17 protein-coding genes are annotated in these 20,131 nt (G+C 72.1%); 9 read left to right on the top strand and 8 right to left on the bottom strand.

Going from position 1 to position 20,131, the window contains the following annotated elements; genetic code table 11:
• The first annotated feature begins 40 nt into the window (after positions 1 to 40).
• The 6 genes from AC1DQF_RS10800 to cls all read left to right on the top strand — a co-directional run bounded on the left by AC1DQF_RS10800 (position 41) and on the right by cls (position 6,995).
• Positions 41 to 685: a DJ-1/PfpI family protein gene (locus tag AC1DQF_RS10800; RefSeq protein ID WP_477525222.1), complete on the top strand. Its 645-nt coding sequence runs from the start codon at positions 41 to 43 to the stop codon at positions 683 to 685.
• 59 nt (positions 686 to 744) lie between these two features.
• Positions 745 to 1,743 carry an NAD(P)-dependent alcohol dehydrogenase gene (locus tag AC1DQF_RS10795; RefSeq protein ID WP_477525221.1) on the top strand — a complete coding sequence of 333 codons (999 nt, stop codon included), beginning with the start codon at positions 745 to 747 and terminating at the stop codon, positions 1,741 to 1,743.
• Positions 1,744 to 1,811: 68 nt separating this feature from the next.
• Positions 1,812 to 3,407, top strand: a complete 1,596-nt coding sequence (locus AC1DQF_RS10790; protein WP_477525220.1) for a fatty acyl-CoA synthetase — start codon at positions 1,812 to 1,814, stop codon at positions 3,405 to 3,407.
• Between the two features lie 93 nt (positions 3,408 to 3,500).
• Entirely contained in the window at positions 3,501 to 3,941 is a 441-nt protein-coding gene (locus AC1DQF_RS10785) for a MarR family winged helix-turn-helix transcriptional regulator (RefSeq protein WP_477525219.1), read from the top strand.
• 104 nt (positions 3,942 to 4,045) lie between these two features.
• Positions 4,046 to 5,473 (top strand): MATE family efflux transporter, encoded by a 1,428-nt coding sequence (locus AC1DQF_RS10780; protein WP_477525218.1) that lies wholly within the window; start codon positions 4,046 to 4,048, stop codon positions 5,471 to 5,473.
• A gap of 52 nt (positions 5,474 to 5,525) precedes the next feature.
• The gene (cls, locus tag AC1DQF_RS10775) at positions 5,526 to 6,995 is read left to right on the top strand and encodes a cardiolipin synthase (protein ID WP_477525217.1); all 1,470 of its coding nucleotides are present in this window, start codon (positions 5,526 to 5,528) and stop codon (positions 6,993 to 6,995) included.
• A gap of 14 nt (positions 6,996 to 7,009) precedes the next feature.
• On the opposite strand, the gene ppk2 is transcribed toward cls, so the two are convergent.
• Positions 7,010 to 7,825, bottom strand: coding sequence for a polyphosphate kinase 2 (ppk2, locus tag AC1DQF_RS10770; RefSeq protein WP_477525216.1), 816 nt, complete (start codon positions 7,823 to 7,825; stop codon positions 7,010 to 7,012).
• 161 nt (positions 7,826 to 7,986) lie between these two features.
• Positions 7,987 to 9,300, bottom strand: coding sequence for an ATP-binding protein (locus AC1DQF_RS10765; RefSeq protein ID WP_477525215.1), 1,314 nt, complete (start codon positions 9,298 to 9,300; stop codon positions 7,987 to 7,989).
• Between the two features lie 146 nt (positions 9,301 to 9,446).
• On the opposite strand from AC1DQF_RS10765, the gene AC1DQF_RS10760 reads away from it, so the two are divergent.
• Positions 9,447 to 11,555 (top strand): PP2C family protein-serine/threonine phosphatase, encoded by a 2,109-nt coding sequence (locus AC1DQF_RS10760; protein WP_477525214.1) that lies wholly within the window; start codon positions 9,447 to 9,449, stop codon positions 11,553 to 11,555.
• 21 nt (positions 11,556 to 11,576) lie between these two features.
• Here AC1DQF_RS10760 and AC1DQF_RS10755 read toward each other — a convergent pair whose 3' ends face one another.
• Both AC1DQF_RS10755 and AC1DQF_RS10750 read right to left on the bottom strand, forming a co-directional pair.
• A complete protein-coding gene (locus tag AC1DQF_RS10755; RefSeq protein ID WP_477525213.1) occupies positions 11,577 to 12,851 on the bottom strand; it encodes a glycosyltransferase in 1,275 nt (424 codons plus the stop codon).
• Positions 12,848 to 13,861: a hypothetical protein gene (locus AC1DQF_RS10750; protein ID WP_477525212.1), complete on the bottom strand. Its 1,014-nt coding sequence runs from the start codon at positions 13,859 to 13,861 to the stop codon at positions 12,848 to 12,850. Before AC1DQF_RS10750 ends, AC1DQF_RS10755 begins: the two co-directional genes overlap by 4 nt.
• 174 nt (positions 13,862 to 14,035) lie before the next feature.
• Between AC1DQF_RS10750 and AC1DQF_RS10745 the strand changes: the two genes are divergently transcribed.
• Both AC1DQF_RS10745 and AC1DQF_RS10740 read left to right on the top strand, forming a co-directional pair.
• The gene (locus AC1DQF_RS10745) at positions 14,036 to 14,662 is read left to right on the top strand and encodes a YceI family protein (protein ID WP_477525211.1); all 627 of its coding nucleotides are present in this window, start codon (positions 14,036 to 14,038) and stop codon (positions 14,660 to 14,662) included.
• Positions 14,663 to 14,713: 51 nt separating this feature from the next.
• Positions 14,714 to 15,496, top strand: coding sequence for an esterase/lipase family protein (locus AC1DQF_RS10740; protein ID WP_477525210.1), 783 nt, complete (start codon positions 14,714 to 14,716; stop codon positions 15,494 to 15,496).
• Between the two features lie 46 nt (positions 15,497 to 15,542).
• Here AC1DQF_RS10740 and AC1DQF_RS10735 read toward each other — a convergent pair whose 3' ends face one another.
• The 4 genes from AC1DQF_RS10735 to AC1DQF_RS10720 all read right to left on the bottom strand — a co-directional run.
• Entirely contained in the window at positions 15,543 to 16,586 is a 1,044-nt protein-coding gene (locus AC1DQF_RS10735) for a zinc-binding dehydrogenase (protein WP_477525209.1), read from the bottom strand.
• Positions 16,587 to 16,631: 45 nt separating this feature from the next.
• On the bottom strand, positions 16,632 to 17,603 hold the full coding sequence (locus AC1DQF_RS10730) for a magnesium transporter CorA family protein (RefSeq protein WP_477525208.1): 972 nt from the start codon (positions 17,601 to 17,603) through the stop codon (positions 16,632 to 16,634).
• 13 nt (positions 17,604 to 17,616) lie between these two features.
• Positions 17,617 to 18,726, bottom strand: a complete 1,110-nt coding sequence (locus AC1DQF_RS10725) for a carboxylate-amine ligase (protein ID WP_477525207.1) — start codon at positions 18,724 to 18,726, stop codon at positions 17,617 to 17,619.
• Between the two features lie 27 nt (positions 18,727 to 18,753).
• Positions 18,754 to 20,131 (bottom strand): FtsX-like permease family protein (locus AC1DQF_RS10720; RefSeq protein ID WP_477525206.1); only part of this gene is annotated, 1,378 nt, incomplete at its 5' end.

Here is a 20,131-nt window from a genome sequence, read left to right as displayed (position 1 = left end):
ACCCGCGCCACGTCCGACGAGTCGATCCAGGAGGAACCCCATGCCCCACCCGTCCCCCACCGCCGCCGGCCAGACCGGACCGCCACCGGTGTCGAGCCGGCGACAGATCGGTCTCCTCGTCTTCGACGGGGTCGAGGAGCTGGACGCGGTCGGCCCGTGGGAGGTCCTCTCCCACTGGACCCAGGAGCATCCCGGGGACGGCTGGGGCGCCTTCTGCCTGTCGGTCGACGGTGCACCCGTGCTCGGCGCCAAGTCCCTGCTGCTCGGGGCGCACCACTCGATCGACGACGCTCCCCCGCTCGACGTCCTCATCCATCCGGGGGGCCCCGGCACCAGGCCGATGCTCGAGGACCGCGATCACCTGCGATGGCTCCGTGGCCTCCGGGCCTCGGTCCCGCTGATGGCGTCGGTCTGCACCGGGAGCCTGGTCTACGCAGCAGCCGGCCTGCTGACGGGCCGTCGGGCCACCACCCACTGGGCGTCGCTCAACCTGCTGTCCGAGCTCGACCCCACCGTCGTCACCGACGTCGAGGCCCGCTTCGTCGACGACGGCGACCTCATCACCAGCGCCGGTGTCAGCGCCGGGATCGACATGGCGCTGCACCTCGTGACGCGGCTCGCCGACGTCGAGCGCGCCCGCGAGGTCCGACGCTACCTTCAGTACGACCCGATGCCCCCGGTCTGACCCGAGACACCGAGACACCGAGACACCGAGACACCGAGACACCGAGAGGGACGATCACCATGAGCTCACACGATGCGACCGGGGCCGCCACCATGCGGGCCGTCACGCAAGACCGCTACGGCAGCTCCGAGGTCCTGCGCCTCGCACACGTGCCCGTGCCCGTCGCCGGCGACGACCAGGTGCTCATCCGCGTGCACGCCGCGGGACTCGACCGCGGCACCGAGCACCTGATGACCGGCACGCCGTACGCCGTGCGGCTCGCCTGTGGCATCCGCCGACCGCGGAACCCGGTGCCGGGGCGCGACGTCGCCGGGACCGTCGTGACGACCGGTTCCGGCGTGACCCGGTTCGCACCCGGCGACGAGGTGTACGGCGTCGCGCCCGGCTCGTTCGCGGAGTACGCCGTCACGGGCGAGGACAAGCTGGCCAAGAAGCCCGCCGACCTCTCCTTCGCCGAGGCCTCCGTCCTGCCGATCTCGGCAGGAACCGCGCTCCGCGCCCTCACCGACGCCGGCAGGGTCGAGCCCGGCCAGGCCGTGCTGGTGACCGGTGCCTCCGGCGGCGTCGGCGGCTACGCGGTGCAGCTGGCCGTCGGCCTGGGCGCCGAGGTGACCGGGGTGTGCAGCCGCGCCAAGCTGGACCACGTCACCGCCCTCGGGGCTCATCACGTCCTGGACTACGACGACGACGACTGGGCCGACGGGACGCGCCACTACGACCTCATCCTCGACGTCGCCGGGAACCCGTCGGTACGCCGCGTGCGGCGGGCGCTGACCCCGCACGGGACGGCGGTCTTCGTCGGCGGAGAGGACGGCGGCAAGATCACCGGGATGTCTCGGCAGCTCCGGGGAGCCCTCGTCTCTCCCTTCGTCGGACAGAGGCTGGTGCTGCTCCTCGCCCGGGAGCGCGCCGCCGACTACGAGCGGATCTCCCACCTCGTCGAGGCGGGCGTCCTCACGCCCGCCCTGGATCGCTGCTACCCCCTCGAGCGCGCAGCCGACGCGATGCGGCAGCTGGAGGACGGAGCCATCCGGGGCAAGGTCGCGATCACGATGTGAGCAGGCAGCGACGTTCTTGCCGCCCGCGGTCGGAGCATCCCTGCAGGACTGTCCCCTACCGTGCCTTCATGGACACCTCCGACCTCGCCCAGCGCGCCCGCAGCCAGTCGATCGGCGACCTGCCCCGCCGTACGGCGCAGCGCCATCCCGGCAGGACGGCGATCATCGACGGCGACACGTCGTTGACCTTCGCCGAGCTGGATCGGCTGGTCGACGGCACGGCGGCGGCGATGGCCCAGGCCGGCGTCGCCCAGGGTGACCGCGTGGCGCTGCTCTCGCACAACTCCTGGCAGTTCGCCGTGGTGGCCTTCGCGGCCGCCCGGAGTGGCGCGGTGCTGGTGCCCTTGAACTTCATGCTCGGTCCCTCTGAGCTGGCGTTCATCCTCGACCACTCCGGTGCGGAGACCTTGATCGCCGAGGACGCCCTCTGCCAGACGGCGGACCGGGCCCTGCACGAGGCGGGGGGTGGCGTCGTCCGCAGGCTGGCCATCGCCGCGGCCGGRCAGAGCGCTCCCGACGGCTGGCAGGACCTGGCCGAGTGGCTCCAGCACGCGGCCACCCCGGCGTACGTCCACGTCGCCGACGACGACCCGCTGCGCATGATGTTCACCTCCGGCACCGAGGCGCGGCCCAAGGGTGCGCTGCTGTCGTCGCGCTCACTGATGTGGCAGTACGTCTCCTGCGCGATCGACGGCGGCATGTCCTCCGACGACGTGGACCTGCACTCGCTGCCGCTCTACCACTGCGCCCAGCTGGACTGCTTCCTCGGGCCGGACGTCTACCTCGGCGCGACGAGCGTGATCCTGCCCGGACCCGATCCTGCGGCGATCCTGGAGGCCATCGAGGAGCACCGGGTCACGAAGTTCTTCGCCCCGCCGACCGTGTGGATCGGGCTGCTCCGCTCCCCGGACTTCGACGACACCGACCTCTCGTCGTTGCGCAAGGGCTACTACGGTGCCTCGGCCATGCCCGTGGAGGTGCTCAGGGAGATCCAGGAGCGCCTGCCCGGGGTCCAGCTGTGGAACTTCTACGGCCAGACCGAGATGGCACCGCTCGCGACGATCCTCACCCCCGGGGAGCAGCTCGAGCACGCCGGCTCCGCGGGCCGCGCGGGTCTCAACGTCGAGACCCGCATCGTCGACGACGAGGACCGCCGGGTGCCCGCCGGCACGGTCGGGGAGATCGTGCACCGCTCCCCGCACGCGATGCTCGGTTACTACCGCGACGAGGCGAAGACCGCCGAGGCCTTCCGCAACGGCTGGTTCCACTCCGGCGACCTGGGACACGTCGACGAGGACGGCCGTCTCTACGTCGTGGACCGCAAGAAGGACATGATCAAGACGGGTGGGGAGAACGTCGCCAGCCGCGAGGTCGAGGAGGCGGTCTACGAGCTCGACGGTGTTGCCGAGGTCGCCGTCTTCGGTGTGAACCACCCCCGCTGGGTCGAGGCCGTCGCGTGCGTGGTGGTGCCGAAGGACGGCGTCACGCTGACCGAGGGCGACGTGATCGCCCACGCCCGGTCGCGGCTCGCCGGCTACAAGACACCCAAGTACGTCGTGATCGCGGACTCGCTGCCCAAGAACCCGAGCGGCAAGATCCTCAAGCGCCAGCTGCGCGAGACRCACTCCGGCATCGCCACGGACGCGGACGCCCAGGGCGTGTGACCGGGGTCCTGGACACGGGACATGGACCTGGGTGCGCCAGACGCCTTTATTCGATACTTGACTGTTCGACTTCGAACTATTAGCGTTCTCATCATGGATGCACCCAGGCTCACCAGCACGCTCGACCTCGTCCGATGGATCGGCTGGGCCCAGCTCAGGGCGGGCGAGGACTGGATCCGTGAGCGCGAGCTCAGCCACCCGCAGGGCTTCGTGCTCGGCTACCTGACCCAGAACCCCGGCGCCATCCAGCGCGACATCGCCGAGGTGAGCCGCACCAGCGCGGCCAGTGTCACCAGCCTCCTGCAAGGACTCGAGCGACGCGGCCTCGTCGAGCGCCGGACGGAGGGGGGCAACGAGCGAAGCAAGCGCGTCTACGCCACGGCTGCGGGCACGGAGCTCATCGCCGGGTTCGACACCGCCATGGCCGCCGCCGACGACACGATCCTCGCCCCGTTGACGACGACCGAGCGGGCCACCCTGCACTCGCTGCTCATCAAGATCACCGCCGAGCTGCCGCAACCCAGCCGGCCCTGATCCTTCGCGCGGCACGACCGCGCCCGCCGCACCACACATCACCCAACCCCTCCGCGCGACGGTGCCCGTCGGCGCGCTCGAACCTGCCCCCACGAGGAGCCGTCATGAACACCACGAACCCCGCCCCTGCCCGCGCGCCCGCCGTCGGCACGGACCACTGGTACCTCTCCGCCGCCCCGGTCGCCCGCGCCCTCGTGCACCTGTGCGTCCCGATGGCGGCGGCGATGATCGTCGGCGCCGTCTACAACGTCGTCAACGCCGGCTTCATCGCCTCGCTGCACGACACCACCCTCCTCGTCGCGGTCACGCTCGGCTCGCCCCTGCTCGGGCTTGTCATGGCGGTCGGCGGAGTCTTCGGGACCGGCGGCGGCGCGCTCGTCTCGCGTCTGCTCGGCGCCTCCGAGCACGATCCCGCACAGGCAGGCCAGATCAAGCACGTGTCGGCCTTCTCCGTGTGGGGCGCCGCGATCGTCGGTGCCCTGCTCGGCGTCGTCGGGCTGGTGCTGCTGCACCCGCTGGTGTCCCTGCTCGGCGCCGACGCGACCGCCGCACCCGCGACCCGGTCCTTCATCGCGGTCATGCTCCTCTTCCTACCGGTCCTCGCCGCAGCCTTCTGCCTCGAGCAGATCGTGCGCGCCGACGGGGCGGCGCGACAGGTGATGGTGGGGCTCATCGCGTCCACGTCCGCCAACGTCGTCCTCGACGCGCTGTTCATCCTCGTCCTGCACTGGGGCGTCGCCGGTGCGGCGCTGGCGACCGGTCTCGCCAACGTCGTCGTCATCGCCTACTTCGCCACGTGGCTGGCACGCAACAGCGAGCACGTGAGCCTCGCGCCCCGCTGGTTCACGCTCTCGCCCTCAGTGCTGCGTCCCGTGATCGGGGTCGGCGCCAGCGAGCTGTTCCAGGCGGGCTTCCTGGTCGTCACGGCCCTCGTCCTGAACAACCTCGCTGCGGCGTACGGCGACGGCCCGCTCGCGGCCATGGGGGTCGTGGTCCGGATCGCACAGGTGCCGGAGTTCCTCGTCATGGGACTCACCCTCGGCGTGCTGCCCCTCCTCGCCTACGCCTACGGCAAGGGCGACCGGGAGCGCCTCACCTCGGCCCTGCGCGCCGCGGCCCTCGCGGTGGGCGGCATCACCGTGATCTCGGCGGCGACCCTGATCGCGCTCCGCGAACAGGTGATCTCCTTGTTCTCCGCGGACGGATCGGTCCTGGCGATCGGCGGCACCATCCTCACGGCGCAGCTGGTCGCGATGGTCGCGAACGGCTTCACGGGCCTGCTCACGTCGCTGTTCCAGGCCACCGGGCGGGCCGTGGCCGCGACGGTCATGTCGGTGACGCAGGGCCTGCTGTTCATCCCGGTTGTGCTCCTCGGCAACCACTGGTTCGGCCTGAGCGGCATCATCTGGGCGCTCACCACGACCGAGGGGGCGATGCTCGTCGTGGGCGTGGTGCTGTGGCTGGCGGCCCGCCCCGCGATCGCGGCCGGTCGCACCCCGGGCAGTGCGGCCGCCACGGATTCCCCCGGGTGACGTCCGCCGACGGGTGAGGCGCAGTGGACGCACCGGCTGAAGCCTGAGCAGCATGGTGACATCCCAGTCCAACGCGCCCCTGTGGTTGACGCTGGGGGCCGTGCTGCTCGACCTGGCCATCAAGCTGGCGGCACTGGGGTTCATCCCGCAGAACCGGCGGCCCTCGTCTGCGATGGCGTGGCTGTTGCTGGTCTACCTGATCCCGTTCCTGGGCCTGCTGCTGTTCTTCGTGCTCGGGAGCACGACGCTGGACCGCAAGCGGCGTCGTATCCACCACGACGTCAACGAGCTCGTGCACGGCCGGTTCTCGTCCACCGTGGCACCGCAGACCGCGGAGGTGCAGCCGCCCTGGCTGCGCACGTCGATCACCATGAGCCAGAAGCTCGGCACCCTGCCCTGCACCTGGGGGAACTCGGCGGAGCTGTGCGCCGACTACGAGCAGTCGATCGCCGCGATGACGGCCGAGGTCGAGAAGGCCCAGCGGTTCGTCAACGTCGAGTACTTCATCGTGGCCTGGGACGACGTCACCGGGGAGTTCTTCGAGGCGTGCGCCAGAGCCGTGCAGCGCGGCGTCACCGTGCGGGTGCTCTTCGACCACCTCGCGACCCGGGGCATCCCGGGCTACAAGGAGATGAAGGACCGGTTCGACGAGGCGGGCTTCGTGTGGCACCCGATGCTGCCGCTCATGCCGCTCAAGGGTCGGTGGCGCCGGCCGGACCTCCGCAACCACCGCAAGATCCTCGTGGTGGACGGCCTGGTGGCGATGACCGGGTCGCAGAACCTCATCGAGCCGGGCTACAACAAGCCCAAGAACCACAAGGCCGGGCGCGAGTGGCGCGAGCTCACGGTCCGGCTGACGGGTCCCACCGTGACCAAGCTCAACGTCGTCTTCGCCACCGACTGGTACATCGAGACCCACGAGATGCTCGACCAGGACGAGTTCGTCATCGACGAGGTGACGCACTCCTCGGGAGTCGCCTGCCAGGTCGTCCCCAGCGGACCGGGCTTCTCCCACGAGAACAACCTCAGGCTGTTCAACACCCTGATCTACGGCGCTCAACAGCGGCTGTCGATCACCAGCCCCTACTTCGTGCCGGACGAGTCGCTGCTCTACGCCATCACGACGGCGGCACAGCGGGGCGTGGAGACCGAGCTGTTCGTCTCCGAGGAGGGTGACCAGTTCATGGTCTACCACGCGCAGCGCTCGTACTACCACGAGCTGCTGGAGGCCGGCGTGCGCATCTGGCTGTACCCGCCGCCGTACATCCTGCACTCCAAGCACTTCTCGGTCGACGACGACGTCGCGGTCATCGGATCGAGCAACATGGACATGCGCTCGTTCGGGCTCAACTTCGAGGTCTCGACCATGTGCTTCGGCGGCGACTTCGTGCAGGAGATCCGCAAGGTCGAGGACCACTACCGGTCGATCTCCCGCGAGCTGACCCTCGCCGAGTGGACGGACATCCCCCTGAAGGACCGCTACGTCGACAACGTCATGCGGCTCACGTCGGCGCTCCAGTGAGCTGAGCCTCCGGGCTAGAAGAGGGCCGGAACGGGGTGCAGCGCGAGCTCCGGCTGCACGTAGCCGCGGCCGCTGGGCCTGCGGGGCATCGTCACCTCCTGGCGAGGCAGCGGCTCGTACGGGACGTGGCCGAGCAGGTGGGAGATGATGTTGAGGCGACCGCGCTTCTTGTCGTCGTTGTCCGCGACGAACCACGGCGCCCAGCCCGTGTCCGTGGCCGCCAGCATCGTGTCCCGGGCCCGGCAGTAGTCGTAGTGCCGGCTGTAGGACTTCAGGTCGGTGGGCGAGAGCTTCCAGATCTTGCGGGGGTCCTCGATCCGGTTCGCGAGCCGGCGGGTCTGCTCGTCGATGCCGACGTTGAGCCAGTACTTGATGAGGAGCATCCCGCTGTCGACCATCGCCTTCTCGAAGCCGGGCACCTGCTCGAGGAACTTCTCGCTCTGCTCCGCGGTGCAGTAGCCCATGACCGGCTCCACGCCGGCGCGGTTGTACCAGCTGCGGTCGAAGATGACGACCTCGCCCGCCGAGGGGAAGTGCGCGACGTAGCGCTGCATGTACATCTGCGACTTCTCGCGCTCGTTGGGGGTGGGCACGGCGACGTGCTTGAACACCCGCGGGCTCGTGCGCTCGGTGATGCGCCGGATGGTCCCGCCCTTGCCCGCCGAGTCCAGTCCCTCGAAGACGACGCAGACCTTGGCTCCCGTGGACCTCACCCACTCCTGCATCGCCACCAGCTCGCCCTGGAGGCGCCGCATCTCCTCCTCGTACTCCTTCTTCTTCATCTTCGCTCGGCCGGGCGCTGCGTCCTGCCCGGTGGGCTTCTTGCTCATACCTTGCTGTCGTTCAGCATGGGTGCTCCTTCGGGTCGGGAAGTGCGCGAGCCGCTTGCGTTCCACGGTAGTACCGCGCGGCGCGCGTGACTACGCCCGCTGCCGGRGGCGGCGGATCGCAGGCGACCGACGTGGGCGGAGATCCGGGTGGTGCTGCGCCGTCACGGCCCGGCCCACCGCAGGCGAGCCACGAAGACCCGGACGTCCGGGTCCAGGCGACGCGAGTCCACGTGCAGCTCCACCGTGATCTCACTGCCGTCGGACCGCACCATCGGCACGGTCAGCCACTGGTTGAGCAGGACGTCACGGCCCTGGGTCGCGTGCAGGGTGGTGCCGGCGATGTGGGCCTGGTGGAACCGGGCGGGGACCACCGCCAGGATCCGCCGGCCGAGCAGGTCCGCCTCCCGGCCGTAGCCGAGGAGCTCGACCACGTCCGGGGTCACGGCCACGATCACGCTCGTGTCGTCCATCGCGATCAGGGACTCGTCGAGCCCGGCGAGCTCACGGAGCACCGGCGGACGATCGGCGTCGGCCTGGACGGCGATGCGTACGTCGGTCCTCGCCTCCCACGGCTTCGGAGACACCGCCGCCGCCTGTCCGGCGACCTCCCCGCACAACCAGGAGCGCATCTCCGCCATCTCGGGCTGGGTCGGTGGACTCAGGAGCAGGCCGTCGTCGGCGGCTGCCCTGGCTCGCACGAGCAGGTCGTCGAGGACCTCGAAGTGGTGGACCGAGGACAACGGGAGGCGCAGTGCCACCGCCGCGGCCGTGACGGTCGGCTCGACCGAGCTGGCCATGAGTGCGTCCGGCTCCGCAGGGAGGCGCGGCCGTGGCACCTGTTCGTCCAGGACGCTGAGCGCGCTGCTGGCCGCCACGTGGTCGTCGAGAGCGCGAACGTCACGCTCCAGCGCGTAGAGCAGGTACTCCCGCAACAGGGTCGCGGCGTGCTCCTGCCACGCCCAGTGCATCAGCAGCGGCACGGAGAGCAGGGTGATGTCGATCGACTCACCCTCGGTGACGCCGGTGCCGGAGGATCGACGCAGGGCCGGCGTCGCGGGCCGGCCGAGCTCGAACCACACGACCTTGCCACCGTCGGTGGGGTCGACACCCCACAGGTCGGCGTGCTCGTCGACGATCCTCAGTCCGCGCCCCGTGCCGGCCGTGTCGCCCCACGTCCGCAGGACCGGCAGCCGCGGGCTCCCGTCCTGGACCTCGACGCGGATCGCGGTGTGCTCGGCGGCGATCCGCACACCGACCGGGGTGCCGGCGTGCACGACGGCATTGGTCACCAGCTCGGACACGACCAGCTGGGCCACGTCACCCAGGTGGGCGGCACCGGCCACCTCGAGCGCCTCCCTCACCGCACGCCGCGCCCGCCCGGCGGCCAGTGGCTCAGCGGGGAAGGTCAGGTCGACGGTCACTGCTCCGGACAACCCCACCCCCGACGCTCGGGCCCCCGCTCGCGGTGGGGACATGACAGCACCCTAGGCGCATGTCGGGGCGCAGGATGTGCAGAACCCCGACGGACCGGGGCTTCAGGCGATTATCGTGGTGCCGACGGTCACATCCCCCTGCGCCCTCGGCCGTCCTTGGGGCCGGGCGCCGCACGAACCGAGGACACGTGGTCACACCGATCCGCGCACTCAGCACGGCCGGGAACCGGTCGGTGCTCGCCGGCGTGCTGCTGCTCTGCGTGATGGTGACGGTCGACGTGCAGCTCGGACGGCAGATCAACGGCGCGTACGCCGGTGCCGCCGTCCTCACCGCTATCAACGCGGACGCGCGCCGCACCGCAGGAGTCGTCGTCCTGACGCTGGTCGCCTCGGTCGCCTCGGGCGTGTGGCACCACAACCTCGGCGAGCACGACTGGACCCTGCGCTTCGTCACCTGCGCGCTGATCTGTGCCCTGGCGATCGTCGCCGCCGACGCCAACGAGCGCCGGCGCCGGCGCCTGGTGCGGACGACGACGCTGGCCCAACGGGTCCTGGACGCGCTCGCCGTCGAGCTCACCGGCGCGCGCACCGTCAAGCAGGTGGCCGATGGCTTCCTCGGCCACGCCATCGACACCATCGGTGCCACGTCGGCGATGGTGCACTCGCTCGACGCGGACCACGTGCTGCGGACCCTGACCTGGTTCGGGCGCACCGGTGGCGGTGCCGACCAGTACCAGGAGATCCCCCTCGACAGCGACCTCCCGGGCGCGGTCGCGACGCGCGAGGGCCGCGACGTCCACTACCGGTCCGTGCACGAGATCACGGCCGCCTTTCCCGACCTGAGCGGGTACTACGACACCGACCGGAGCCTCCACCTCCTCCCGCTGCGCCGCAACGGCACGACGTACGGCCTGCTGGCCCTCACGTTCCCCCCGGACCTCTTCACCGCGCACGAGGACGGGTTCCTCCACTCGCTCGCCGGCGCCCTGACCAGCGCGGTCGTGCGGGCGGCCGAGCTGCAGGACTTCGACGCGGCCACGCAGCGCACCGTCCTGCTTGCGGAGGCATCGATGAGCCTGTCGCGCAGTCTCGACATGGACACCACCGTCGCGGAGGTCGGTCGGCTCCTCGTGCCCCGGTTCGCGGACTGGTGCGTGCTCCAGGTGGTGCGGGACGGTGAGCTCGAGACCCTGTCGGTGCAGCACCGCGACGCCGAGACCACCGAGTGGGCGCGGACCCTCACCGGCGCCTTCCCGGCACGCATGGACGCCCCCACGGGTGCCGGCCAAGTCATCCGGACCGGGCAGAGCGAGATCTACCCCTACATCCCCGCCGAGCTCCTCGAGGCGACGGCGGTCAGCGCCGAGCACCTGGCGCTCCTACGCAAGCTCGGCCTCACCAGCGCCATCGTCGTACCACTGACGGGTCGCGGCGACGTCGTGGGCGCGGTCACGCTCATCCACGCCGAGTCGGGCCGCCACTACAGCGAGGAGGACGTCGCGTTCCTGGAGGCCGTCGCCGCCCGGGTGGCCGTCGCCCTCGACACCGCCGCGACGTTCGAGCAGCAGTCCGAGCGCCTGGCGGGGGTCACCCTGGTGGCGGAAGCCGCCCAACGCGCCATCCTGGCTCCGCCGCCCGCGCGTACCGGTCCCGTCGCACTGTCGGCCCGCTACCTGTCCGCGGCGTCCGAGGCACAGGTCGGAGGGGATCTCTACGAGGTCGTCCGCGGCCCGTCGTGCGTGCGCCTCCTGGTCGGGGACGTCCGCGGCAAGGGCCTGTCCGCGGTCCGCACCGCGACCGTGGTGCTCGGTGAGTTCCGGGCGGCCGCCGCCGGAACGGGTGACGTGGCGCACGTGGCCCGTGAGATCGACCGGCGCATCCTGCCGTACCTGCCCGACGCCGAGGACTTCGTGACCGGGGTGCTGGTCGACATCAGGCACGACGGCGGCTTCGACATCGTCTCCTGCGGCCACCCTGCGCCCGTGCTGCTCTCCGCGCACGGCCACGTCGAGACCGTCGAGCTGGACCACTCGCCACCGCTGGGTCTCGGCGTGGACCCGGTGGTCGCGCGCGGCAAGCTGGCCCCGGGCGACCGCCTGTTGCTCTTCACCGACGGCTTGATCGAGGCCCGCTCCCCCAGCGGCACGTTCGTGGATCCTGCGCCCTTCCTCCCCGCGGTCGCACGGGCGGACTTCGACACGGCGCTGGACGGCCTGCTCGCGTCCGTCAAGAAGGCCGCCGGGCACGCGCTCGACGACGACCTCGCCCTGCTGCTGGCCTGCTACGACCCGGACTGACGCCGCCTGTCCGTTCGGACCTCAGCCGCCGGCCCACCCGCCCAGCCAGGACGCCAACGTGACGTCGTCCGTCCACGGCCGCAGCGATGTCACGAGCGACGGACCCGGCGTGGCGAGGTCGGGCCGTCCCCACCGGGCGGCCCGGCGCAGGAGGCGCAGGTCCTGCAGCTCCGCGCAGCCGTCGGCGACGTCCCGAGTCGCCACGTGCCCGTCGAGACCCGAGAGCAGCCCGGTCCAGGCCGCGGCGTCCCCGAGCAGGCCGCGTCGGACGACGAGGTGCTGCCGAGCGGTGGCGGGCACGGGCTCGTCCATCGGCACGACCCGCGGGTCGGCACCCACCAGCGCCCGGTGCTGCTCCCCCAGCCTGACGACGGCGCGCGGCAGCGCCGCGAGCAGCGAGTCGAGGGTCACGAGCACCTCGGTGGCGCCCAGACCCGGCTCGCACGTGACGGTGAGGACGGCGGGGCCCCGCGCGAGCCCACGCCACGTCGTGCCGGGCGCCGACGTGCGGTCGGCGACGCCGGAGGTCTCGGCCAGACGAGCGTCGGGGTCGCGCCCCCGCACCCCGGCGTCCGGGCCGTCGTGCCACGCGACGGCGTCCCGGCGGTGGGCCAGCAGCCCACCCGCGGTCCAGGACCGGTGCGCGAGCTCCCAGTCCTCGCCGCCGTAGGCGCGGAAGCGCTCGTCGAAGCCGCCGAGCTCGTCGTACCACCACCGGCTGCACGCGAGCACGGCGCTGATGACGAAACGGTGACTGGCTCCGTCGGCGTCCAGCAGGTCGCGGGTGGCGGCGTACCCGGTGCGCAGCCATTCCGGCTCGGGCAGCTCCAGCGGCGGCGCCACCTCCTCGATGGCGTCGCCGGGACCCGTGCCGACGAGATCGGCGTGCCGCCGGCGCCCGACGACCAGGGCCTCGGGCAGCGCCTCGGGCAGCGCGACCATGCGTTCGACGAAGTGCGGCTCGGGGGACGTGTCGGCGTCGAGCAGCACCAGCACCTCGCCGGTGCTCGCGGCCACGCCGAGATTGCGCACGGCGGCAGCCCGGAAGCCGCGGTCGTCCTGCCGCACCAGCCGCACCCACGACGGCACGACCGGCGCACGCCGCGACCCGTCGTCGGCGACCACGACCTCGTCGGGCCGGCGGGTCTGACGACACAGGGCCGCCAGGGTCCGATCGAGCTCGGCCTGCTGCTCGTAGTGCGCGACGACCACCGAGACCCTCCGCCGGGGCGCCCCGCTCGGGGCGAGGTCCCAGCGGTTGCCGGGCACGCTCGTGCCGTACGGCGGCGTGGTCATCCGTGCACCGACGCCCACCACAGGCGGTAGGCCGCGGCGGTCTCCTCCAGCCGCGGGCCCAGGTCCGTGCCCGGCGCCGTCCACGTCGTGGCCGGTCGCAGCAGCGCTGCCTCGAGGCACGGGACCAGGGTCGCGTCGTCGAAGAGGGTGATCGTCCCTGGTCGGAGCGCCGCCATCTCACGGGCGTACGTGCCGTCCCGGACGAGCGGGCGCCGTCCGGCGGCGATCCACGAGTTGAGGCTGCCGGACGCGGACACGTTGCGGTGCGCGACCACCGGTACGGCGACCCGGCGAAGCGCGGGGCCCAGGTGGGTCTCGGGCACGCGGCCGGTGACCTCCACCGGGACGCCGCGCGCCCGGCTCGTCCGCAGCAGCTCGTCGACCTCGTCGGCGTGCCCCGGCGCCGCCTCGCCCAGGACGCGCACCCGCGCAGGGGTCCCGGCGCGGCGCACGGCGGCCGCTGCCCGGACCACCTGGCGATGACCCTTGCCCGGGTAGACGAAGCCGAAGACGCCCAGCACCGGCACGGTCTCCACCCGGCTGCCGCCCGACCGGGGGCCGGTCGTCGGGAACACCGGCAGGGGGATCACCGTCCCGCCGGCCCCGGCCGCGCACCAGCGACCCACGAGCGCGTGCTCGTGCCACGAGTTGGTGACCCAGGCACGGCTGGCCCGCACGATCCGTGCGTACGCCGCCGCACGGGCCCGGAACACCGGCCCGTCGGTGGGCTGGGGCACGTCGTGCAGCGTCACCGTCAGGCGCACCCGCCGCGCCAGCGACTCCACCTCGGCCGCCGCGGCCGCGGGGTCGCGGCCCAGGAGCCGATCGGTGAGATGAAGGTGGACAGGAGCCCCGTCCACCAGGTGTCCGACCGTGCGGACGACGGAGGCACCCGCTGCGTCGGCGACCTCCCCGGCGTACCGGGTCACCCCGTGCGTGTCAGGCCCCAGCAGCAGGTGGTGGGGCGCCGCGAGGTCGAGGTCGCGGCGGGTGTTCGGGAGTCGCAGCACCCCCGACATCCTGCCGCCCCGAGACAGCCCCGTGCTCCCCCCAAAGGCGTAGTCAGGGGCGGTTCCGATCGAGACGTGCATCGCGGATCGCATGCCCGGGGAATGAACGGCGACGCCGGACGCTTATAGTAGTTGAAGCATCAATCACCTACCTTCGATGACCCTGGAGACCCCATGTCCTTCTTCCGCCGCAAGCCCACGACCTCCCCCGCCCCGCAGGGTGCCGCCCCCGACGCCCCGGGCACCGTGGCTGTCGCGGAGGCCGGCACCACGATCACCGGCGACTACGTCATCGACGCCGGCCACAGCCGCGTCGGCTTCTCGGCCCGTCACGCCATGGTGACCACCGTGCGCGGCGACTTCACCGACTTCGACGCAACGGCACACATCGATGCCGAGGTCGCGGGCAACTCGCACGTCGCGCTCACCATCCGCACCGCCAGCATCAACACCGGTTCGGCCGACCGCGACGGGCACCTCCGCTCGGGCGACTTCTTCGACACCGAGGCGCACCCCGTGATCACCTTCACCTCGACCTCGGTCGAGCGCGACGGGTCCGACTGGACCATCACCGGCGACCTCGCCATCAAGGGCATCACCCGCCCGGTCATCATCGCCTTCGAGGAGAACGGCACCGCCCAGGACCCGTTCGGCAACACCCGCGTCGGCTTCGAGGGCGCCACCACGATCAACCGCAAGGACTGGGACCTGACCTGGAACGCCGCGCTCGAGACCGGCGGCGTGCTCGTCTCGGAGAAGATCAAGCTCGAGCTCGACGTCTCGGCGATCAAGAGCGCCTGACCCGCGTTCCCGGGGAACACCTGAGGAGCGGCCTCGGGCTACCGTCGTGCCATGTTGAGACAGCTCCAGGGCTCCGGCCGCATCGCCCTTGCCGCGGCGGGCGTCCGCTCCCGCGCCCGGCAGCGTCCCGACGTCTCGGCACTGAGGGAACCGACGAGTGCGCCGTCCACGCTCACCGCGCTCGGGGAGCTGGGCTCGCCCTTGGCCACCGTCCGGCTGCTCGGGGCGTTGCCCCGCCTGTCCGTGGTCCCTCGCGGTGACGGCCACCCGGTGGTGGACATCCCCGGGTGGCGGGCGCCCGAGCTCTCCGGAGCGCCGTTGCGTGGCTACCTGCGCGCCCTCGGGTACGACGCCCGTGGCTGGGGCTTCGGGACCAACATGGGTGATCCTCGTCGCGACGTCGACCGACTGGCCGAGCGCGTGCTCGACCTGGTCGACGAGACGGGCTCGGCCATCTCCCTGGTCGGGTGGAGCCTCGGTGGAGTCATCGCTCGGGAGGTGGCCCGTCGACATCCCGACGCCGTACGCAGGGTCATCACGTACGGCACTCCGGTGGTGGGTGGAGCGGCGTACACCACGATCGCCCGCGCCTACGGGCGCGGGGACGGTGTCGCCGTCGACCGGGTCGCTCGGCGACTCGACGCAGCGGCGCCGATCGCGGTGCCGCTCACCGCAGTGTTCTCGAGGCGCGACGGGATCGTGTCCTGGCAGGCGTGCATCGACCGCTCATCGCCGCGCGCGGAGCACGTCGAGGTGTCCTCGACGCACCTCGCCATGGGCGTCGACCCGGACGTGTGGGCGCTCGTCGCCGAGCGACTGGCCGCCACCTCCTAGTCCGACCGGCGCACACGGCTCCCCCGTGGGCACGAGCTCGACGAGATCATGCCGGTCGGCGAGGGTCGACCAGGGTCATGCCGGCCACCGTCGCCCGGTCGAAGCCGGGCAGCAGGGCCGCCGCCTCCTGGAGCCCGATCGTGCGCTCGACCAGGAGCTGCGGCCGCAGCGCCCCGGACCGGACGAGCTCCATCATCTCCGGGTAGTCCGCCGCAGCCATCCCGTGGCTGCCCAGCAGGTCGAGCTCCCAGCCGATGACGCGCGACATGGGCACGCGCGGGTGTCCGTCGACCGGCGGCAGCAGCCCCACCTGGACGTGTCGACCCCGCCTGCGCAGGCTCAGGATCGCGTCGGCGCAGGTCTGCTCGCTGCCGACCGCGTCGACCGCGACGTGGCTGCCGCCGCCGGTGAGGTCGGCGACCGCCGCCGGGACATCGGTGGCGTCGGCCAGCAGCGTGTGCTCGGCCCCCAGCCAGGCGGCCATCGCGAGAGCCTCGGGGTTCCGGTCCACCCCGATCACCCGGGCACCCGTGGCTGCGGCGATCATCACCGCGCTGAGTCCGACCCCACCGGCTCCGACCACCGTGACCCACTCCCCCGCCCGGAGGCGAGCGCGCCCCACGAGCGCGCGGTACGCCGTGGCGAACCGGCAGCCGAGACCGGCGGCGGTCGCGTCGTCGACCTCGTCTGGGACGGCCACCAGGTTGGTGTCCGCGGCGTGCAGCGCGACGTACTCGGCGAAGGAGCCCCAGTGCGTGAAGCCGGGCTGTTGCTGGTCCGGACAGACCTGGGCGTCGCCGGCGAGGCACCAGGTGCACCGCCCGCAGCCGCAGACGAACGGGACGGTCACACGGTCCCCGACCTGCCACCGGGCGACCTCCGGGCCCACCTCGACGACCACGCCGGCCAGCTCGTGCCCCGGGACGTGCGGGAAGGCGATGTCGTCGTGTCCCGCCCAGGCGTGCCAGTCGCTGCGGCACATGCCGGTGGCCCGCACCTCGACGACCACCCCGGCTTTCGGTGCCGTGGGAGCCGGCACCTCCCGGACCTCGGGTCGGGCTCGGACGGCATCCAGGACCACGGCGCGCATCCGGGCATCCTGCCAGCCCCTGGACGGATCGAGGTCAGCAGTCCGTCAGAGCCAGTCCTTGCGCTTGAAGGCGAGGAACAGGGCCCCTGACAGGGCGATGATGAGGGCCGAGGAGGCGACGAAGCCCGACTGGTGGGCGAAGCCCGGGTAGGGCAGGTTCTGGCCGTAGAAGCCGGTGATGGCCGTGGGCACGGCGATGATCGCCGCCCAGCTCGTGACCTTCTTGGTGATGATGTTGAGGCGGTTGCCCTGGATGGTCAGGTTCGTCTCGAGGATGGTGTTGACGAGGTCGCGGAGGCTCTCGGTCCACTCCGTCGCCCGCAGCACGTGGTCGTAGACGTCCTGGTAGTACGGCACCAGCTCGGCGGGGACCAGCCCGACGTCGCGGCGCATCAACGTGTTGACCACCTCCCGCATCGGCAGGACCACCCGACGGAGCTGGACCAGGCTCTTGCGCAGCTCGAAGCTGCGGCGCTGGACGCTCTTGTCGTGGGGTCGGTCGTCGAAGAGGAGGTCCTCCAGCTGCTCGATCTGGTCGTCGAGCGACTCGACGGCCTCGAAGTGCGAGTCGACCACCAGGTCCAGCAGGCCGTGCAGCAGGGCGCCGACCCCGAACCGGGTGAGGTCGACCTCGTCGTCCCACCGCGCCAACAGTGCGTCGATCGAGAACTCCTCGTCCCGGCGTACGGTGACGAGGGCGCTCCGGGTGATGAAGGCGTGGATCTCGTCGGTGACGAGCTGTCCGCTCTCCACGTCGAGCCGGACCGCGTAGGCGCTGAGGAAGTCGTGGCCCGCGTAGTGATCGATCTTGGGCCGCTGACGACCCTGCGCGGCATCCTCGACGGCCAGCCGGTGCAGCCCCAGCTCGTCGGCCACCAGCTGCAGGTCCTGGAGGTCGGGTGCGCACAGGTCCACCCACACCACGCTCGAGGGGTCCGCGAGGTGCTCGGACACCTGGTCGATCGGGAAGTCCTCGTCGGTCAGGACTCCCCCGCGGTAGCAACGGGTACGAGGCATCCGCCCAGTATCCTCACGCGTCCAGGCCGGCGACCGTCGTCTCGGCCAGGGCCGCGACGAAGGCCGCGGGTGAGGACGCAGCAGCGAAGAGCCGTCGCTGCCTCTCCGCGCCTCCCCCCACGACACGGAGCCGGTCGATGGTCCGGTCGACGAGCGCGTCGTCGCCGTGGGCGCACAGGTGCGAGTGGACCTCCTCGACCAGCCGGTCGACGAGTCGCCACGGACGGACCGGCTCCCCCGTCCGCGGGTCGGTCAGGTCGCCGACGAGCCCCACCCGGGCGGCCACCAGGCACGATTCCCGCAGGAGCGCCTGCGGGACGGGGGCCACCGGCCGGCCGAGGAGAGCCTCGTCGACCGCCGAGGCGACCAGGGCCCGGACCAGTCCCGCGTAGCAGGTGGCCTCGTCGGTGGTCAGGCCCACGTCGGCCACGCGCGTCTCGATCGTGGGGTACCGGGGCGACAGACGCGCCAGGAAGTAAACGCTGCKGGCGTCCAGTGCCTGCCCGGTGATGACCGCCCTGCCCACCGCGTCGTCGTACTCCTCGACCGACGCCACCGGCGGAGCGGGCACCGTGGTCGGCCAGCGGGAGGCGAAGACCAGCCGCTGGCTCGCCCACCCGCCGTCCCGGCCCAGCCAGATCGGCGAGTTGGCGGTGAGCGCGATGAGCGCCGGCAACCACGGACGGAGACGCAGCAGCGCCTCGACCCCGAGCTGCCTGGTCGGCACCGCGACGTGGACGTGGCACGCGCAGGTCCCGTTGGTGCTCATCGCGAAGGGAAAACGCCGGGCGAGCTCGACGTAGCGGGGGTCCTCCGTGACCGCGGGCAGCGCGGGCAGGCCGTAGGGCGCGAGACCCGTCGCCACGGCCACGGCGCCGCGCCGCCGAGCAGCCCGGGCCACGTCACGACGCTTCGTCCGCAGCGACTCGTGGACCGTGTCGAGGGTGTGGCACACGGGCGTCCGGGTCTCGACCATGTAGGTCATCGACTCCGGGACCACGCCGGCAGGGTCACCGCAGTCGCGGATCACCTCAGCCGCGCGGGAGGCCGCCGCTCCCGTCACCGGGTGCAGCAGGTTGAACTCCTCCTCCACCCCCAGCGTCGCCGCGGGGGTCGGTMCCATCGGGGCCACGTCCTCGCCCATCGCGGCTCACTCCGTCGTGATGGCTCGCAGCACGTCGACCCGGCCCGCACGCCGAGCGGGGCCGATGGCGGCGAGCACGCCGACGGCCACGGCGACGACGAGGTAGACGRCCAGCGTGAGGACCGGGACCGCGAGCGTGGTGACGCCCTCGGCGACGAGCGCGCGACTGAGGGCGATGCCCGCGGCCACGCCGAGGAGGATGCCGGTGAGCGCCCCGAGGAGGGAGATCAGCACCGACTCCCGGCGTACGACGGTCCGCACCTGCCGACGGGTCCCGCCGACCGCGCGCAGCAGGCCCAGCTCCCGAGTGCGCTCGACCACGGAGAGCACCAGCGTGTTGACGATCCCGAGAATCGCCACCACCACGGCGAGGAGCAGCATCGCGGTCACGATCCCCAGCAGCTGGTCCACGGACTGCTGGGCCCTCCGGGTGACCTCCGCGGGATCGTTGACGGTGACGTTGGGGTAGTCGGCGAGCGCCGACGAGATCGCGGTCCTGGCCCGGTCGGGATCCGTGCCCGGCGGGCTGTTGACCAGGACGGCGCCGTCGAGGACCGAGGTGACGTTGGCGGAGAAGTCGGGCAGCGTCATCACGTACGACGCGTTGATCAGGCTGCCCTTGCTGAAGGTGCCGACGACCCTGAGCTCGGTGTCCCCGGTCTCCGGGAAGGTGACGACGACCGTGTCGCCGACACCGACCCCGAGGTCGTCGGCCGCGGTCGTGCCGACCAGGAGGCTCCCAGGAGCCAGGTCGTCCAGGCTCCCGCTCTCGATGCCCAGGTCGATCACACGATCCAGCCCGTCGGTGTCCAGCGCCGTGACCAGGGAGGAGTGCCCGTCGACCTGCGCGGCGGACTCGCGCAGCTCGACGACGTCGGCCACGTCGTGCCGCTTCCGCAGCAGGTCCGCCACCGAGGGGCTGATCCCCAGGCCGGCGCCGGCGGGCTCGAGGATGAGGTCGGAACGGTTGCCTCCGGTGACGGCGTCCGAGACCGACGCCTTGAGCGACGTCGCGGTCACCGCCACCGCGGCGACCACGGTCAGTCCGATCGTCAGGGCCAGGGCCGAGGCCGCCGAACGCCGTGAGTTGCGGGCGACGTTGCGAGCCGCCAGCCGCCAGCCACCCCCGCGCGGGCCGTGGTCGGCGAGTCGTGCCATCCCCCGGGCCAACGTCGGGCCGGCCAGCACCAGGCCCACGAACGTCGTGGCGGTCGCGAGCAGGGTCGCCCACCGCTGGTTGCCCGCCACGGCACACGCGGCGAGCGCCGCGAGGCCCGCACCCGTGACCCCCCATCCGGCGAGGCGGCGACCACGGCCGACGGCTCCGCCGGCCGGCACGGCGTTGCGAAGCGCCTCCATGGGGGCGACCCGGGTGGCCGCCGCC

It is taken from the genome of Nocardioides sp. P4_G4, from assembly GCF_056401085.1.
Note: the sequence above shows the minus strand (reverse complement) of the source record. Positions and strands in the feature narration are given on the sequence as shown.

Excerpts from the sequence above, each read along its gene's own strand:
- AC1DQF_RS10800 (WP_477525222.1), top strand. The coding sequence starts at position 41 with ATGCCCCACCCGTCCCCCACCGCCGCCGGCCAGACCGGACCGCCACCG.
- AC1DQF_RS10795 (WP_477525221.1), top strand. The coding sequence starts at position 745 with ATGAGCTCACACGATGCGACCGGGGCCGCCACCATGCGGGCCGTCACG.
- AC1DQF_RS10785 (WP_477525219.1), top strand. The coding sequence starts at position 3,501 with ATGGATGCACCCAGGCTCACCAGCACGCTCGACCTCGTCCGATGGATC.
- AC1DQF_RS10780 (WP_477525218.1), top strand. The coding sequence starts at position 4,046 with ATGAACACCACGAACCCCGCCCCTGCCCGCGCGCCCGCCGTCGGCACG.
- cls (WP_477525217.1), top strand. The coding sequence starts at position 5,526 with ATGGTGACATCCCAGTCCAACGCGCCCCTGTGGTTGACGCTGGGGGCC.
- ppk2 (WP_477525216.1), bottom strand. The coding sequence starts at position 7,825 with ATGAGCAAGAAGCCCACCGGGCAGGACGCAGCGCCCGGCCGAGCGAAG.
- AC1DQF_RS10765 (WP_477525215.1), bottom strand. The coding sequence starts at position 9,300 with ATGTCCCCACCGCGAGCGGGGGCCCGAGCGTCGGGGGTGGGGTTGTCC.
- AC1DQF_RS10755 (WP_477525213.1), bottom strand. The coding sequence starts at position 12,851 with ATGACCACGCCGCCGTACGGCACGAGCGTGCCCGGCAACCGCTGGGAC.
- AC1DQF_RS10745 (WP_477525211.1), top strand. The coding sequence starts at position 14,036 with ATGTCCTTCTTCCGCCGCAAGCCCACGACCTCCCCCGCCCCGCAGGGT.
- AC1DQF_RS10740 (WP_477525210.1), top strand. The coding sequence starts at position 14,714 with ATGTTGAGACAGCTCCAGGGCTCCGGCCGCATCGCCCTTGCCGCGGCG.
- AC1DQF_RS10735 (WP_477525209.1), bottom strand. The coding sequence starts at position 16,586 with ATGCGCGCCGTGGTCCTGGATGCCGTCCGAGCCCGACCCGAGGTCCGG.
- AC1DQF_RS10730 (WP_477525208.1), bottom strand. The coding sequence starts at position 17,603 with ATGCCTCGTACCCGTTGCTACCGCGGGGGAGTCCTGACCGACGAGGAC.